The sequence below is a fragment of the Pseudomonas sp. GW821-FHT11G12 genome (assembly GCF_058808055.1).
The window spans coordinates 168,315-184,961 of the sequence record NZ_JBXARH010000006.1 but is presented as its reverse complement, the minus strand read 5'-3'; the positions used below and the strand labels follow the sequence as shown (position 1 = coordinate 184,961).

12 protein-coding genes are annotated in these 16,647 nt (G+C 59.5%); 9 read left to right on the top strand and 3 right to left on the bottom strand.

Features of this window, described 5'->3' with window-relative positions:
* Positions 1–224: 224 nt before the first annotated feature.
* The 9 genes from AC1RR7_RS19290 to AC1RR7_RS19250 all read left to right on the top strand — a co-directional run bounded on the left by AC1RR7_RS19290 (position 225) and on the right by AC1RR7_RS19250 (position 12,848).
* The gene (locus AC1RR7_RS19290) at positions 225–1,826 is read left to right on the top strand and encodes an ABC transporter substrate-binding protein (protein WP_493158198.1); all 1,602 of its coding nucleotides are present in this window, start codon (positions 225–227) and stop codon (positions 1,824–1,826) included.
* 260 nt (positions 1,827–2,086) lie between these two features.
* Positions 2,087–3,709, top strand: a complete 1,623-nt coding sequence (locus AC1RR7_RS19285; RefSeq protein ID WP_493158197.1) for an ABC transporter substrate-binding protein — start codon at positions 2,087–2,089, stop codon at positions 3,707–3,709.
* 294 nt (positions 3,710–4,003) lie between these two features.
* Positions 4,004–5,602: an ABC transporter substrate-binding protein gene (locus AC1RR7_RS19280; RefSeq protein WP_493158195.1), complete on the top strand. Its 1,599-nt coding sequence runs from the start codon at positions 4,004–4,006 to the stop codon at positions 5,600–5,602.
* 178 nt (positions 5,603–5,780) lie between these two features.
* On the top strand, positions 5,781–7,193 hold the full coding sequence (locus tag AC1RR7_RS19275; RefSeq protein ID WP_096818899.1) for an OprD family porin: 1,413 nt from the start codon (positions 5,781–5,783) through the stop codon (positions 7,191–7,193).
* Positions 7,194–7,271: 78 nt separating this feature from the next.
* Entirely contained in the window at positions 7,272–8,867 is a 1,596-nt protein-coding gene (locus tag AC1RR7_RS19270) for an ABC transporter substrate-binding protein (RefSeq protein ID WP_493065268.1), read from the top strand.
* 73 nt (positions 8,868–8,940) lie between these two features.
* Positions 8,941–9,951, top strand: a complete 1,011-nt coding sequence (locus AC1RR7_RS19265; protein WP_096818896.1) for an ABC transporter permease subunit — start codon at positions 8,941–8,943, stop codon at positions 9,949–9,951.
* An 11-nt stretch (positions 9,952–9,962) separates the two neighbouring features.
* Positions 9,963–10,889 carry an ABC transporter permease subunit gene (locus AC1RR7_RS19260; RefSeq protein WP_096818895.1) on the top strand — a complete coding sequence of 309 codons (927 nt, stop codon included), beginning with the start codon at positions 9,963–9,965 and terminating at the stop codon, positions 10,887–10,889.
* Between the two features lie 10 nt (positions 10,890–10,899).
* Complete coding sequence (locus tag AC1RR7_RS19255; protein WP_085711820.1) at positions 10,900–11,868, top strand: ABC transporter ATP-binding protein; 969 nt, start codon at positions 10,900–10,902, stop codon at positions 11,866–11,868.
* Positions 11,868–12,848, top strand: a complete 981-nt coding sequence (locus AC1RR7_RS19250) for a peptide ABC transporter ATP-binding protein (protein WP_096818892.1) — start codon at positions 11,868–11,870, stop codon at positions 12,846–12,848. Before AC1RR7_RS19255 ends, AC1RR7_RS19250 begins: the two co-directional genes overlap by 1 nt.
* A 105-nt stretch (positions 12,849–12,953) precedes the next feature.
* Here AC1RR7_RS19250 and AC1RR7_RS19245 read toward each other — a convergent pair whose 3' ends face one another.
* The 3 genes from AC1RR7_RS19245 to AC1RR7_RS19235 all read right to left on the bottom strand — a co-directional run bounded on the left by AC1RR7_RS19245 (position 12,954) and on the right by AC1RR7_RS19235 (position 16,321).
* Entirely contained in the window at positions 12,954–13,211 is a 258-nt protein-coding gene (locus AC1RR7_RS19245) for a hypothetical protein (RefSeq protein ID WP_096818890.1), read from the bottom strand.
* A gap of 156 nt (positions 13,212–13,367) precedes the next feature.
* Complete coding sequence (locus AC1RR7_RS19240; RefSeq protein ID WP_493158193.1) at positions 13,368–14,603, bottom strand: MFS transporter; 1,236 nt, start codon at positions 14,601–14,603, stop codon at positions 13,368–13,370.
* Positions 14,604–14,737: 134 nt separating this feature from the next.
* On the bottom strand, positions 14,738–16,321 hold the full coding sequence (locus AC1RR7_RS19235; protein WP_096818886.1) for a peptide chain release factor 3: 1,584 nt from the start codon (positions 16,319–16,321) through the stop codon (positions 14,738–14,740).
* Positions 16,322–16,647: the final 326 nt, after the last annotated feature.

Genomic DNA, 16,647 nt, shown 5'->3' with positions numbered 1-16,647 from the left:
CCGAACGTAGGAGCAAGCGTTTTTGGTTACTTTTTAGGCGTTTGTAAAAAGTGACCCGCCGTAAGGGCGGAACCCTAAGTGGCCGTTACCGCAACAACGGATATGTACCCAACCACCCCAGATATACCGAACTAGACACCTCACCTAGAAAAACGATATTTCCGCGCCCACCACCACCCAGCTAACCTCCCCCGCCACAACCACCTCCAACATCCGGGGCAGACATGCAAAGACTCACCCTAAAACCACTACTGATAACCCTCGCCCTGGCAACCACCACACCCTTCGCAAACGCAGCAACGACCTTGGTCTACTGCTCCGAAGCCAGCCCCGCCGGCTTCGACCCCAGCCAGTACACCAGCGGCACCGACTTCGACGCCTCCGCCGAAACCCTCTTCAACCGCCTCACCCAATTCAAACGCGGCGGTACCGAAGTCGAACCCGGCCTGGCGACCAACTGGGACGTAAGCCCGGACGGCCTCCAATACACCTTCCACCTGCGCCAGAACGTAAAATTCCACACCACCGACTACTTCACCCCGACCCGCACCTTCAACGCCGACGACGTCCTGTTCACCTTCCAGCGCCTGCTCGACCCGGACAACGACTTTCGCAAGGCCTACCCCGCCGAGTCCCCGTATTTCACCGACATGGACCTGAACACCACGATCAAATCCGTGGAAAAACTCGACGAAAACACCGTGCGCTTCAACCTGAACAACATCGACGCCGCGTTCGTGCAAAACCTCGCCATGAGCTTTGCCTCGGTGCAATCGGCCGAATACGCCGCCCAACTGCTGAAGGAAGGCCACGCCGCCGACCTCAACCAGAAACCGGTCGGCACCGGCCCGTTTGTGTTCAAGCGTTATCAGAAGGACTCGCAGATCCGCTACGCGGCGAACAAGGACTACTGGAAACCCGAGGACGTGAAAATCGACAACCTGGTGTTCTCGATCACCCCGGACGCCGCCGTGCGTCTGCAGAAGCTCAAGACCGGTGAATGCCAGGTCAGCGGCTACCCGCGCCCGGCCGATATCGAAGTGATGGAAAAAGACCCGAACCTGCGCGTGTTGAAGCAGGCCGGTTTCAACCTCGGTTTCCTTGCCTACAACACCACTCACCCGCCTCTGGACCAATTAAAGGTGCGTCAGGCCCTGGACATGGCCATCGACAAACCGGCGATCATCAAGGCGGTTTACCAGAGTGCCGGGCAGCTCGCACAAAACGCCTTGCCGCCCGCGCAATGGTCCTATGACCCGAATATCAAGGACGCGCCGTACGATCCCGTGAAAGCAAAGGCGCTACTCAAGGAAGCCGGGGTTGCGCCGGGTACAACCATCAACCTCTGGGCGATGACAGTGCAGCGCGCATCCAACCCGAATGCGCGGATGTCGGCACAGATGATCCAGCAGGATTGGGAGAAGATCGGCATCAAAGCCAACATCGTCAGCTATGAATGGGGCGAGTACATCAAGCGCGCCAAGAATGGTGAACACGACGCGATGATCTATGGTTGGACAGGTGACAACGGCGACCCGGACAACTGGCTGGGCGTGCTTTACAGCTGCGCGGCAGTGAAAGGCAGCAACTACGCCAAGTGGTGCGATCCGGCCTACGACAAACTGGTGCAGCAGGCCAAGGTGTCCACCGATAAATCGCAACGGGTAAAACTGTATCAACAGGCGCAACTGATCCTTAAACAGCAGGTGCCGATCACGCCGATCGCCAACTCCACGGTGTTCCAGCCGCTGCGCAAGGAAGTCACCGACTTCAAGATCAGCCCGTTCGGTCTAACCCCCTTCTATGGCGTGGGTATAAATAAGTAACACCGAGCCCCAAGGCGGCGCGCAAATCGTGACCAATGCACCGTTTTGGGGCTTCGTTTGCACCGTAAAAACCGACCGCAAACGGTCAAATGCGTCAGAAGTTATACAGATGCGACATTAAGGTACGTTCGTGCCACCGTTTGATGCCGCCGGGCGCTCTGGATCTTGCATTGGGTATGGGCCCTGCATAAGTATCCGCAGGCACGACTCACGAGGTCGTACCTCAATATTAAAAAATGACAACAAATCATGAGGCCAACATGCTTAAACACGCGGTCATTCCGTTTTTAGTCGGCGCAGGCTTGTTAGCCTCCGCACCTTTCGCTTCCGCTGCGACTAACCTGGTGTTCTGCTCCGAAGGCAGCCCGGCCGGTTTCGACCCAGGCCAATACACCACCGGAACCGACTTCGACGCCTCAGCCGAAACCATGTTCAACCGTCTGACCCAGTTCGAGCGTGGCGGCACTGCCGTGATTCCTGGGCTGGCGACCAGCTGGGACATTTCGACCGATGGCCTGACTTACACCTTCCACCTGCGTGAAGGCGTCAAGTTCCACACCACCTCGTATTTCAAGCCGACTCGTGAGTTCAACGCCGACGACGTACTGTTCACCTTCAATCGCATGATTAACAAGGATGACCCGTTCCGTAAGGCGTACCCGACCGAATTCCCGTACTTCACCGACATGGGGATGGATACCAACATCACCAAGATCGATAAAGTCGACGACCACACCGTCAAGTTCACTCTGAAAGAAGTCGACGCCGCGTTCATCCAGAACATGGCCATGAGCTTCGCGTCGGTTCAGTCCGCCGAGTACGCAGCCCAGCTGCTGAAAGAAGGCAAGGCTGCCGACATCAACCAGAAGCCGATCGGCACTGGTCCGTTCGTGTTCAAGAGCTACCAGAAAGACTCCAACATCCGTTACACCGGCAACAAGGACTACTGGAAGCCTGATGACGTGAAGATCGACAACCTGATCTTCGCCATCACCACCGACCCGTCGGTACGTATCCAGAAGCTGAAGAAGAACGAGTGCCAGGTCACCCTGTTCCCGCGTCCAGCCGACCTGAAAGCGTTGAATGAAGACAAAACGCTGAAGATGCCAAACCAGGCTGGTTTCAACCTGGGCTACATCGCCTACAACGTGATGGACAAGGTCAAGGGCAGCAACGAGCCGAACCCGCTGGCCGACCTGCGCGTTCGCCAGGCGCTGGACATGGCCGTCAACAAGCCACAGATCATCGACTCGGTTTACCAGGGCGCGGGCCAACTGGCCGTCAACGCCATGCCACCGACCCAGTGGTCCTACGACACCACCATCAAGGACGCCAAATACGATCCTGAGAAAGCCAAGCAGCTGCTCAAGGAAGCCGGCGTCAAGGAAGGTACCGAGATCGTCCTGTGGGCGATGCCGGTTCAGCGTCCGTACAACCCGAACGCCAAACTGATGGCCGAAATGCTCCAGTCCGACTGGAAGAAGATCGGTCTGAACGTGAAGATCACCAGCTACGAGTGGGGCGAGTACATCAAGCGCTCCAAAGGTGGCGAGAACCAGGCCATGATCATTGGCTGGAGCGGTGACAATGGTGATCCGGACAACTGGCTCAACGTGTTGTTTGGTTGCGACTCGCTGAGCGGCAACAACTTCTCCAAATGGTGCGACAAGAAATTCGACGGCCTCGTGAAAGAAGCCAAGCGCACCACTGACCAGGCCAAGCGCACCGAACTCTACAAAGAGGCGCAACACGTCCTCAAAGATGCAGTCCCTATGACACCTATCGCTCACTCGACGGTGTATCAACCCATGCGCGCCAACGTGCAGGACTTCAAGATCAGCCCATTCGGCTTGAACTCCTTCTACGGCGTCAGCATCAAGTAAAAAAACGGCGGCGACGTTTTCAGCGTCGCCGCTGTTTTTTTCTGCCGAATAGTCAGGAATTTGCCTACATCCATTTCCACTTGGTCTTACCAGGTTGGTTTAGGACGTGTCGCCTTTTCCTACGAGTCTTTAGGACTCAGCGCATTTACTGCCAGACCTGCGGCCCCTACCGTCAGGTTCTGACCAGTGACTGCGTGGGCTATCGGTTTGCTGTGGGTTTGAGCTCAATGCCGCCACAACTTCCCTGGAAGGGATCGCGGCGCATTGAAAAACACTGAGAAAAGAGGGAGCGTCATGCGCCACACCTTGGTTTTTTCCGCATTGCTGGGCGCCGGCCTGTTGGCCGCCACGTCCGCGAGTTTTGCCGCCAGCGACAGTCTGGTGTTCTGCTCCGAAGGCAGCCCGGCCGGTTTCGATACCGCGCAGTACACGACCGCGACCGATAACGACGCCGCCGAACCGCTGTACAACCGCTTGGCCGAGTTCGAAAAGGGCGCGACCAATGTCGTACCGGGCCTGGCAACGAGCTGGGATATTTCCGAGGATGGCCTCAAGTACACCTTTCACCTGCGTGAAGGGGTGAAATTTCATACAACGGCGTACTTCAAACCTACCCGCGATTTCAACGCCGACGACGTGCTGTTCACGTTTAACCGCATGCTCGATCCGCAACAGCCATTCCGTAAGGCTTATCCGACCGAGTTCCCGTATTTCAACGGGATGAGCCTGAACAAGAACATCGCCAAGGTCGAGAAGACCGGGCCGCTGACCGTGCAGTTCACGCTCAACAGCGTCGACGCCGCGTTCATCCAGAACATCGCCATGAGCTTCGCCGCCATTCTGTCTGCCGAATACGCCGACAAACTGTTGGCCGAAGGCAAGCCGAGCGACATCAACCAGAAGCCGATCGGCACTGGCCCGTTCGTGTTCAAGAGCTATCAGAAAGACTCGAACATCCGCTACACCGGCAACCCGCATTACTGGGATCAGAGCCGGGTGAAGCTGAAGAACCTGATTTTCGCGATCAATACCGACGCTTCGGTCCGCGTGCAGAAGCTCAAGGCTGGCGAGTGCCAGGTCACTCTGCATCCGCGCCCGGCCGATGTGCCGGCACTGAAGAACGACCCGAAACTGAAACTGATCGAAAAGCCGGGCTTCAACCTTGGCTACATCGCCTACAACGTGCGCCACAAACCGTTCGACCAGCTCGAAGTGCGTCAGGCGCTGGACATGGCGGTGAATAAACAAGGGATTCTCAACGCTGTTTACCAGGGGGCCGGTCAACTGGCGGTCAACGCCATGCCGCCGACCCAATGGTCCTACGACACCACGATCAAGGACGCCGCCTATAACCCGGAAAAAGCCAAGGAGTTGCTCAAGGCTGCCGGCGTCAAGGAAGGCACCGAGATCACCCTGTGGGCCATGCCGGTGCAACGTCCATACAACCCGAACGCCAAACTGATGGCCGAAATGCTCCAGGCTGACTGGGCCAGGATCGGTCTGAAAGTGAAGATCGTCAGCTACGAATGGGGCGAGTACATCAAGCGCACCAAGAATGGCGAACACGACATCAGCCTGATCGGCTGGACCGGTGACAACGGGGATCCGGACAACTGGCTCGGCACGCTGTACAGCTGCGACGCCATTGGCGGCAACAACTACTCCATGTGGTGCGACCCGGCTTACGACAAGCTGATCAAGGAGGCCAAGGTCGTCACCGACCGCGACCAGCGCACCGTGCTCTACAAACAGGCCCAGCAGTTGCTCAAGCAGCAAGTGCCGATCACGCCTGTCGCCCACTCGACGGTCAACCAGCCGTTAAGCGCCAGGATCGAAGGATTCAAGGTCAGCCCCTTCGGTCGCAACGTGTTTTCGGGTGTCAGCATCGATTAAACAAAAAACCGACTAGCCGCAACGCTGAGGAGGCCGTCTACCTCCTCACGCAAGCGCTTTGCCGAAATTCGCCAATCAGGCGTTTTGCAAACGTTTGCGATGTGTGAATGAGTTCTAAAACCAAAAACCGGCCAACCCAAAAAAGCCGGCATAAAAAGAAAGTAAAGGAGCTTCACCCATGAAACTGAGCAGCACCGCGATACTGGCTCTGGCCATCAGCAGCATCACCGCCACGGCTTATGCCGAGGAACAGAGCCAGGCGTACACCCCGGTTACCGTCAACGAGCAGAGCGCCCAGGCTGAAGCCACCGGTTTCCTCGAAGGCTCCAAGATCAGCGGCACGACCCGTAACTGGTACGCCAACGAGCAACTGAAACGTGGCGGCAAGTTCACCTACCGCAAAGACGGTGTCGCGACCCCGACCGATCGTCGTATCAACTGGGTGCAGGGCACCATCGTCAACTACACCTCCGGCTTCACCCAGGGCACCGTCGGTGTCAGCACTGAAGTGGCCGCGTACAACGCCGTTGCCCTGGAGCGCGATCGCAAGGATCTGGCCTCCAACAATGGTGGCGCACCGGGTTCGCGTCCAGGCGCAGGCAACAACCGTACGCTGACCAAAGAAGGCGGCGACGCTGAAGGCCAGTGGAGCAAACTGGGCCTGGCCAACGTCAAGTTCCGCGTTTCCAACACCACGCTGACCGCCGGTCGCCAGAACTTCAGCACGCCAATCGTCGACACCATCGGCAACCGTGCGCTGCCTTCGAGCTTTGAGGGTGTCAGCCTGCACAGCGAAGAGCTGAACAACCTGTCGTTCGACGCTGGCAGCTTCGACCGCGTATCGCCGCGTACCGAAGAGAGCCTGTCGAAATTCCGCTCCGAGTACACCAACAACAGCGCCGAGACCGATCGCGTGAGCATCGTCGGCCTGAACTACCAGCCGCTGAAAAGCCTGAAGACCAGCCTGTACGCTTCCAAGGTTGAAGACTTCTGGAACCAGTACTACTTCGGCGCCACCCACGAACTGGGTGACAGCAACGTCGTAAGCCTGACCACCGGCCTGAACTACTACAAAACTGTCGATACCGGCAAAAAAGAGATGGGCAACATCGACAACGACACCTACTCCCTGTCGTTCGGTCTGACCCACCAGGCCCACAGCCTGACCTTCTCGTACCAGGAAATTAACGGTAACGAGTACTTCGACTACCTGCACGAAACCAACGGCATCTACCTGGCCAACTCCCTGCTGTCCGACTTCAACGGCCCGAACGAGAAATCCTTCCAGGTCGCCTACGGTCTGAACATGGCCGAATACGGCGTGCCAGGCCTGAAGTTCAACATCTACCAGGCTCGCGGCTGGGGCATCGACGGTACTCACTACACCGGCACTGCGTATGACGTGAAAAACATGGACGGCGAGCACCACTACGAATACGGCATCGGTGCAACCTACGCCGTACAGAGCGGCCCACTCAAGGCCACCACCATCCGTGGTACCTACACCGCTCACCGCGCCAGCGAAAACCAGGCTGACGGCAGCATCAACGAGTTCCGTCTCGTGACCACCGTACCATTCAACATCCTGTAAAAACGCACGCCGACGGCTGACTCAGTGACGAGTCGGCCGTTCGGCCTTTTGTCTTCAACCGATTGCAGAGGGTTCTTGATGAAAATGCTTCCCCTACGTGCGGCCATCGCTGCCGCGTTGCTGAGTGTCGCTGTCGGCGTCTCGGCCAAACCCTTGGTGGTCTGCACCGAAGCCAGCCCGGAAGGCTTCGATATGGTCCAGTACACGACTGCAGTCACTGCCGACGCGGTGGCCGAAACCATCTTCAATCGTCTGGCCGACTTCAAGCCAGGCACCACTGAAGTGATCCCGGCGCTTGCCGAGTCCTGGGACATCAGCGACGACGGCCTGACCTACACGTTCCACCTGCGCAAAGGCGTCAAATTCCACACCACCGAATACTTCAAGCCGACTCGCGACATGAACGCCGACGACGTGGTCTGGAGCTTCCAGCGTCAGCTGGACCCGAATCACCCGTGGCACAAGCTGTCGAGCGTGGGCTTCCCGTACTTTGAAAGCATGGGCTTCAAGGAACTGCTGAAGAGCGTCGAGAAAGTCGACGACAACACGGTCAAGTTCACCCTGACCCGCCGCGAAGCGCCGTTCCTGGCCGACATCGCCATGGCGTTCTCCTCGATCTACCCGGCCGAATACGCCGACCAGTTGCTCAAGGCCAACAAGACCGGCGACCTGAACAACAAGCCGGTCGGCACTGGCCCGTTCGTCTTCCAGCGCTACAACAAGGACGCCCAGGTTCGCTTCAAGGCCAACCCGGACTATTTCCGTGGCAAGCCGCCGGCTGATGCCCTGATTCTGGCCATCGCCACCGACAACAACGTTCGCCTGCAGAAACTCAAGGCCAACGAGTGCCAGGTCGCGCTGTATCCGAAGCCGGACGACATCCCGAGCATCAAGAAAGACGACAAGCTGAAAGTCGATGAAATGGACGCGATGACCGTCTCCTACATCGCCATGAACACCCAGCACAAATACATCAGCGACGTGCGGGTGCGTAAAGCGATCGACATCGCCTTCGACAAGGAAGCCTATGTCAACGCGCTGTTCGGCAAGGGCAATGCGTCGGTCGCGGTCAACCCGTACCCGCCGACCCTGCTGGGCTACAACCACGACCTGAAGAACCCGCCACGTGACCTCGATGCAGCGCGCAAACTGCTCAAGGAAGCCGGCGTGCCGGAAGGCACCACGTTCACCCTGTTCACCCGCAACGGCGGCGGCCCGACCAACCCGAACCCGATGCTGGGCGCGCAAATGATGCAGGCTGACCTGGCGAAAGTCGGGATCAAGATCGACATCCGCGTGATGGAATGGGGCGAAATGCTCAAACGCGCCAAGGCCGGCGAACACGATATGGTTTCGGCCGGATGGGCGGGCGACAACGGCGACCCGGATAACTTCCTGACGCCTATGCTCAGTTGCGAAGCCGCCAAGAACGGCGAAAACTACGCTCGCTGGTGCAACGAGAAATTCCAGACCCTGCTCGACGAAGCACGGGCTAAAGTAGATCCGGCCGAACGCGCCAAACTGTACGAAGAAGCCCAGGCCATCTTCAATCAGGACCAGCCGTGGATCAGCATGGCCCACACCCGGATGTTCACTGCAATGCGCAACAACGTTGAGGGTTATCACATCAGCCCTCTGACAACCAATAACTTCGCCACCACCCAGGTGAAGTAGATAAGAAACTCCCGGCCTCCCTGACCCCAGGGTCGCCGGGCACGCCTAACCGGCCGATGAGGTACCACACAAGATGTTAAGTTTTATTGCCCGCCGACTGGGGTTGTTGATCCCCACGTTTTTCGGCATCACCTTGCTGACTTTCGCGTTGATTCGCATGATCCCCGGCGATCCCGTGGAAGTGATGATGGGCGAACGTCGGGTCGATCCCGAAATGCACGCTCAGGCAATGGAACGCCTCGGTCTGAACAAGCCGCTGTATGCCCAATACCTGGATTACATCGGCAAGCTTGCCCACGGCGACCTCGGCGAATCCCTGCGTACCCGTGAAAGCGTCTGGACCGAGTTCACGCAACTGTTCCCGGCCACCTTTGAACTGTCGATGGCTGCCCTGCTGTTCGCCGGTGTCTTCGGGCTGCTGGCCGGCGTCATTGCCGCCCTCAAGCGAGGGTCCCTGTTCGATCATGGAGTAATGGGCATATCCCTCACGGGATACTCGATGCCCATCTTCTGGTGGGGCCTGATTCTCATCATGTTTTTCTCGGTCAGCCTGGGCTGGACGCCGGTTTCCGGGCAGAACGACCTGTTGATCGACGTTGAGCGCAAAACGCACTTCATGCTGATCGATACCTGGCTCAGCGATGAACCGGGCGCCCTGCTCGACTACCTGCATCACCTGATCCTGCCCGCCATTGTGCTGGGCACCATTCCGCTGGCGGTGATCGCCCGGATGACCCGTTCCTCGATGCTCGAAGTGCTGCGCGAAGACTACATCCGTACCGCCCGTGCCAAAGGCCTGTCGCCAGCACGCGTGGTGTTCGTCCACGGCCTGCGCAACGCGTTGATCCCGGTGCTGACCGTGGTCGGCCTGCAAGTCGGCACCCTGCTGGCCGGCGCCGTCCTGACCGAAACCATCTTCTCCTGGCCCGGCATCGGCAAATGGCTGATCGAAGCCATTGGCGCCCGGGACTATCCGGTCGTGCAAAACGGCATCTTGCTGATTGCCTGCATTGTGATTCTGGTCAACTTCGTGGTGGACATCCTCTACGGCTTTGCCAACCCACGCATTCGTCACCAGCGCTGAGGTCAATACCCATGAGCACTCCAACATCCTCAGTAGCCACCGCCACCTCGAACGTGGATCAAAGCCTGCTGTATCCGTCGCCGTACAAGGAGTTCTGGCAAGCATTCGCCAAGAACAAGGGCGCCGTCGCCGGTCTGGCGTTCTTCACCCTGATCGTGTTCTGCGCGATCTTTGCCCCCTGGGTCGCGCCGCACAATCCGAGCGAGCAATACCGTGACTTCCTGCTCACCCCGCCGGTGTGGCTGGAAGGCGGGCAATGGCAGTTCATCCTCGGCACCGACGAACTGGGACGCGACTTGCTGTCCCGCCTGATCCAGGGTTCGCGCCTGTCGCTGCTGATCGGTCTGTCCTCGGTGGTGATGTCGCTGATCCCGGGTATCTTCATGGGCCTGCTGGCCGGTTTCTTCCCGAAGATCCTCGGTCCGACCATCATGCGTCTGATGGACATCATGCTGGCCCTGCCGTCGCTGCTGCTGGCCGTGGCGATCGTCGCCATCCTCGGCCCTGGCCTGATCAACACCGTGATCGCCATCGCCGTGGTTTCGCTGCCGTCCTACGTGCGCCTGACCCGTGCTGCGGTGATGGGCGAACTGAACCGCGACTACGTGACCGCCGCACGCCTGGCCGGTGCCAGCCTGCCACGCCTGATGTTCATCACTGTGCTGCCGAACTGCATGGCACCGCTGATCGTTCAGGCAACCCTGAGCTTCTCCTCGGCGATCCTCGACGCCGCCGCCCTGGGCTTCCTCGGCCTCGGCGTACAGCCGCCAACCCCTGAGTGGGGCACGATGCTGGCTTCGGCCCGCGACTACATCGAACGCGCCTGGTGGGTCGTGAGTCTGCCTGGCTTGACCATTTTGCTCAGCGTGCTGGCAATCAACTTGATGGGCGACGGCCTGCGCGATGCGCTGGACCCGAAACTCAAGAACGCCGCCTGAGGAGATTCCCATGTCACTGTTAGAAATCAAGAATCTCAACGTACGCTTCGGCGACAAGAACGCCACACCGGTGGTCGACGGCCTCGACCTCAAAGTGGACAAGGGCGAAGTCCTGGCCATCGTGGGCGAATCGGGTTCCGGCAAGTCCGTGACCATGATGGCGCTGATGGGCCTGATCGAGCACCCGGGGATCGTGACTGCCGACTCCCTGAGTTTCGACGGCAAAGACATGCTCAAGCTGAGCAATCGCCAGCGTCGGCAGATCGTCGGCAAAGACCTGTCCATGGTGTTCCAGGACCCGATGACCGCGCTCAACCCGAGCTACACCGTCGGTTTCCAGATCGAAGAAGTGCTGCGCCTGCACCTGAAAATGTCCGGTAAGGCCGCCCGCAAGCGCGCCATCGAACTGCTGGAAAAGGTTGAAATCCCGGGTGCCTCCAGCCGCATGGACGCCTATCCGCACCAACTGTCCGGCGGCATGAGCCAGCGTGTGGCAATTGCCATGGCGATTGCCGGCGAGCCGAAACTGCTGATCGCGGACGAACCGACCACCGCACTCGACGTGACGATTCAGGCGCAGATCATGGACCTGCTGCTGGCGTTGCAGAAAGAGCAGAACATGGGCCTGGTGCTGATCACCCACGACCTCGCCGTCGTGGCTGAAACCGCCCAGCGCGTGTGCGTGATGTACGCCGGTCAAGCCGTTGAAGTCGGTCAGGTGCCGCAACTGTTCGACATCCCGGCCCACCCGTACAGCGAAGCGCTGCTCAAGGCGATTCCGGAACACAGCCAGGGTGCCGAGCGTCTGGCCACCCTGCCGGGCATCGTTCCCGGCCGCTACGACCGTCCGCAAGGCTGCCTGCTGTCGCCGCGCTGCCCGTACGTGCAGGACAGCTGCCGCGCGCAGCGTCCGACCCTTGACCCGAAAAGCCACAGCCTCGCCCGCTGCTTCTACCCGTTGAACCAGGAGGTGGCGTAATGGCCGTCGTACTTACCGCCCGCGACCTGACCCGTCACTACGAAGTCTCCCGTGGCCTGTTCAAGGGCCACGCGACCGTACGCGCCCTCAACGGTGTGTCGTTCGAACTGGAAGCCGGCAAGACCCTCGCCGTTGTGGGCGAATCGGGCTGCGGCAAATCCACCCTGGCCCGTGCCCTGACCCTGATCGAGGAGCCGTCGTCCGGTTCCCTGAAAATCGCCGGCCAGGAAGTGGCCGGCGCCGACAAGGCCCAGCGCAAGCAACTGCGCAAAGACGTGCAGATGGTGTTCCAGAGCCCGTACGCCTCGTTGAACCCACGGCAGAAGATCGGTGATCAACTGGCCGAGCCGCTGCTGATCAACACCAACCTGTCGGCCGCCGAACGTCGCGAGAAAGTCCAGGCGATGATGAAGCAGGTCGGCTTGCGTCCCGAGCACTATCAGCGCTATCCGCACATGTTCTCCGGCGGTCAGCGTCAGCGTATCGCGCTGGCCCGAGCGATGATGCTGCAACCGAAAGTGCTGGTGGCGGACGAACCGACTTCGGCGCTGGACGTATCGATCCAGGCGCAGGTGCTGAACCTGTTCATGGACATGCAGCAGGAGTTCAACACCGGTTACGTGTTCATCTCGCACAACCTGGCGGTGGTGCAGCACGTGGCCGATGACGTGATGGTGATGTACCTCGGCCGCCCGGTGGAAATCGGTCCGAAGGATGACATCTACGCCCGTCCTCTGCATCCGTACACCCAGGCGCTGCTATCGGCGACTCCGACCATCCATCCGGATCCGGACAAGCCGAAAATCAAAATCGTCGGCGAGTTGCCAAACCCGCTGAACCCGCCACCGGGTTGCGCGTTCCACAAGCGCTGCCCGTACGCGACCGAACGTTGCAGCGCAGAAGAGCCGGCCCTGCGCCAGCTCGACACCCGTCAGGTAGCGTGCCACTACGCCGAGCAGTTCCTCGACGGCGCGGCATAAAAAACCCGCCCTGTTGCCGGGGCGGGTCGTTCAAGCGTTGACCAAACCTCTTCTTCTTCGATTGCGCATCAGTCGGGGAAGAAGGGGTTTTCTTTTGTCTGCAATCTACGTCTGGCTGTCGCCATCATCCGGATCATCGGTATCCGGCTCGTCGGTGGTCGAGTCGTCATCGTCCTTGCTGCCGCCCTGATCCTGATCACCCGGTTCGGACTCGGACTTGGCGAGCATGATCACCGCTGCGTGGCCATGGGTAGCGTTAAAACCTTGCGGTGGGCCGCCAGTACTCGCCCATGCCGCCGTGGTGCCGAGCGTCAGCATCACCAAAACCTTAAGCAACAACACTATGCGTTGAAAAATGCTCATGAGCGTTTCCATCCTTTCGTGATTGAAGCCAGAGTGCCGATCCGGCGCTGAATAAAATCTAGTTCCGATCAGCCGGGTTCACCAGATAGGACGCTAACCAATGCCCATAATTGCTGCGGGTGGACAGACCGCTTTCGAATAACCTCCATAACCGGATCAGCTAAGCGAGGCGGTCTTGCGGGTTTGCAAGGGCTGCTTGCCCGTCACCCGCAAACGGGTCGCCAGATACACCAACGGGACGGACATCAGCGCCAGCGCCGCACTGGCCACCCAGACGCTGTGACCACCGAACTGCCCGTAAAGCTGACCGCTCAGCACCGGTGACAGCAGCGCGCTCGCACTCCAGGCCATGAAAAACAGACCAAAGTACTGACCGCTTTTTCCGCGTTGCGCATGCTGCATGACCAGCACATTCAGCGGCGGCATGAACAGCGCTTCACCGAGGGTCCAGACCACCGTCGACAGGCAGGCATAAAACAAACCGGAACCCAGCGGCAACATGCCGAGCCCGACCGCCAGCAGTATGCAGCCGGCAATCAATGGCCGACACGAGCCCCAGCGTTCGCCCCAATGCGAGATTGGAATCTGCAGCGCCACGACAAGGACTGCGTTGATCGCGAACTGCCAGCCGATGGCCTCGGTGCTCAAGCGATAGTAATCGCGCAGGTAGTTGCCGAGCGTGCTGTAGACCGTGTCGAACGCCATGCCGAGCAGGACGGTCGCCGCCAGCAGCCAGAGGAATGGCTTGTCGCGATACGGCAGGCCGGAGCCGGTCTGCGTCTCAGGTGTTTCTTGCGGGACAAGAATCGGTCGTCGCCAGGTCGTGCGGACAAACCAGAGCAACGCCACCAGCGTCAGCGCCGCACTGATGAAGAACACCCAGCGAAAATCCGTCTGCGCCAGCACACCGCCCGCGATACCGGCGGCGGCCATCCCGAGGTTTCGCGCGATACGGCTCAAGGCCTGCGCCCGTGGGCGCTGCGCAACCTCGCAATACTCCATGATCAAGCGTTGATGCAGCGTACGGATCGCGCCGTCGATCGTACCGCTGAGCAACAGCAGCCCGGCCAGCAACGGCACCTGCGTGACCAGCCCGAGCCCGAGCAGCACCCACGCTGAAACGAAGAACAGCGCCGCCGTCAGCCGAGCGGTGCGGACATGGTCACTGAGCAAGCCGCCCAACATCGAACCGATCAACAGCCCGCCGCCGTACGCCGCCAACAGCCAGCCAACGGTCTCGATGGCGAAGCCCAGTTCCTGACGCAGATACAGCGCCATGAACAGCTTGACCATGCTGCTCAGCCGATTGATGAACAACAGCGCCGCCAGCACCCAGGCCATGGTGCTGAAGTAACCGTCGAGTCGCAGCAGATGAATCAACCGACCGGTCATTACCTTGATCCCTCCTTGATCATTCTTCGCCGCAGGTTCGCACCCGGATCAAATGGACCCGCCCATACTCAATCAACAGGCAAAAAAAAGCCCACTGTTTTATCAGTGGGCTTTCGGGCGTCACCGGTCAGCGCTTAGTGGTGCTCACGCGTCGCACGGAATTTCACGTCCGGCCAGCGCTCTTCCATCAGGGCCAGGTTGACGCGGGTCGGAGCGAGGTAGGTCAGGTGACCACCGCCGTCCAGTGCCAGGTTTTCCACAGCCTTGTTGGAGAATTCCTCAAGTTTCTTCTTGTCGCCGCATTCGATCCAGCGCGCGGAGTACACGGTGATCGGCTCGTAGGAGCACTCGACCTTGTATTCCTCTTTCAGGCGGCTGGCGACCACATCGAACTGCAGCACACCGACGGCGCCGAGGATGATGTCGTTGCTGCGCTCCGGGAAGAACACCTGGGTCGCGCCTTCTTCGGCCAGCTGTTGCAGGCCCTGGCGCAGTTGCTTGGATTTCAGCGGATCGCGCAGGCGTACTCGGCGGAACAGTTCCGGGGCGAAGTGCGGGATACCGGTGAAGCCCAGGCTTTCGCCTTCGCTGAAGGTGTCGCCGATCTGGATCGTGCCGTGGTTGTGCAGACCGATGATGTCGCCGGCGTACGCCTCTTCCAGTTGCTCACGCTCGGAGGAGAAGAACGTCAGGGCGTCGCCGATGCGCACGTCCTTGCCGGTGCGCACGTGGCGCATCTTCATGCCTTTCTCGTACTTGCCGGAGCAGATACGCATGAAGGCGATACGGTCGCGGTGTTTCGGGTCCATGTTCGCCTGGATCTTGAAGATGAAGCCCGAGAACTTCTCTTCCACCGGCTCCACGGTGCGCTCGTTGGCCACACGGGCCAGCGGACGCGGTGCCCAGTCGACCACGGCGTCGAGAACATGGTCGACACCAAAGTTACCCAGCGCCGTACCGAAGAACACCGGGGTCAGCTGACCGTCGAGGAACTCCTGCTGATTGAATTCGTGGCAGGCGCCCTGCACCAGTTCCAGCTGTTCGAGGAAACGATCGTACTCGTCGCCCAGGTGTGCGCGGGCTTCGTCGGAGTCGAGCTTCTCGATGATCTTGGTTTCGGTGCGTTCGTGACCGTGACCGGCGGTGTAGACGATGATGTAGTCGTCGGCGAGGTGATACACACCCTTGAAGTCGCGGTAGCAACCGATCGGCCAGGTGATCGGCGCAGCCTTGATCTTCAGGACGGCTTCGATTTCGTCGAGCAGTTCGATCGGGTCGCGAATGTCACGGTCGAGTTTGTTGATGAAGCTGACGATCGGCGTGTCACGCAGACGGCAGACGTCCATCAGCGCAATGGTACGTGGCTCTACACCTTTACCGCCGTCGAGGACCATCAAGGCCGAGTCCACCGCCGTCAGGGTGCGGTAAGTATCTTCGGAGAAGTCTTCGTGGCCCGGGGTGTCGAGCAGGTTGATCATGTGTTCGCGATACGGGAACTGCATGACCGACGTGGTAATCGAGATACCCCGCTGCTTTTCCATCTCCATCCAGTCGGATGTCGCGTGGCGGTCGGATTTACGGGATTTCACCGTACCGGCCACGGCAATCGCCTTGCCCATCAGCAAGAGCTTTTCGGTGATGGTGGTTTTACCGGCATCGGGGTGGGAAATAATGGCGAAAGTGCGGCGTTTCGCGACTTCGGCGGCCTGGTTGGTCATGGGAAATCGCCTGGCGGTGATTCAAAAAAGGGCCGCGATTATAGCCCAAGTCAACGCAATAACCGAACCGTTGAGCACATTAAGGGTGGCCAAATGCTGCCGTGGATGGGAACCTTTTAAAGCACGGAGACGTCCATCCCCTGTTACGACTTTTCGTCAGGGGCTGAAAAATCAGCAAGTTAGCCTGACGAGGCTGCGCTCATGGCTCGCTTTCAGACCGCTGTTGCCGGTGCTGGGGGAGCTGCTTCTCGCGAACGTTATTTTCCCGGCAGCCAGGCATGGCATGCCACTCGGGACGGCGTTCGCCGACTATAAAAAAGGAGTCC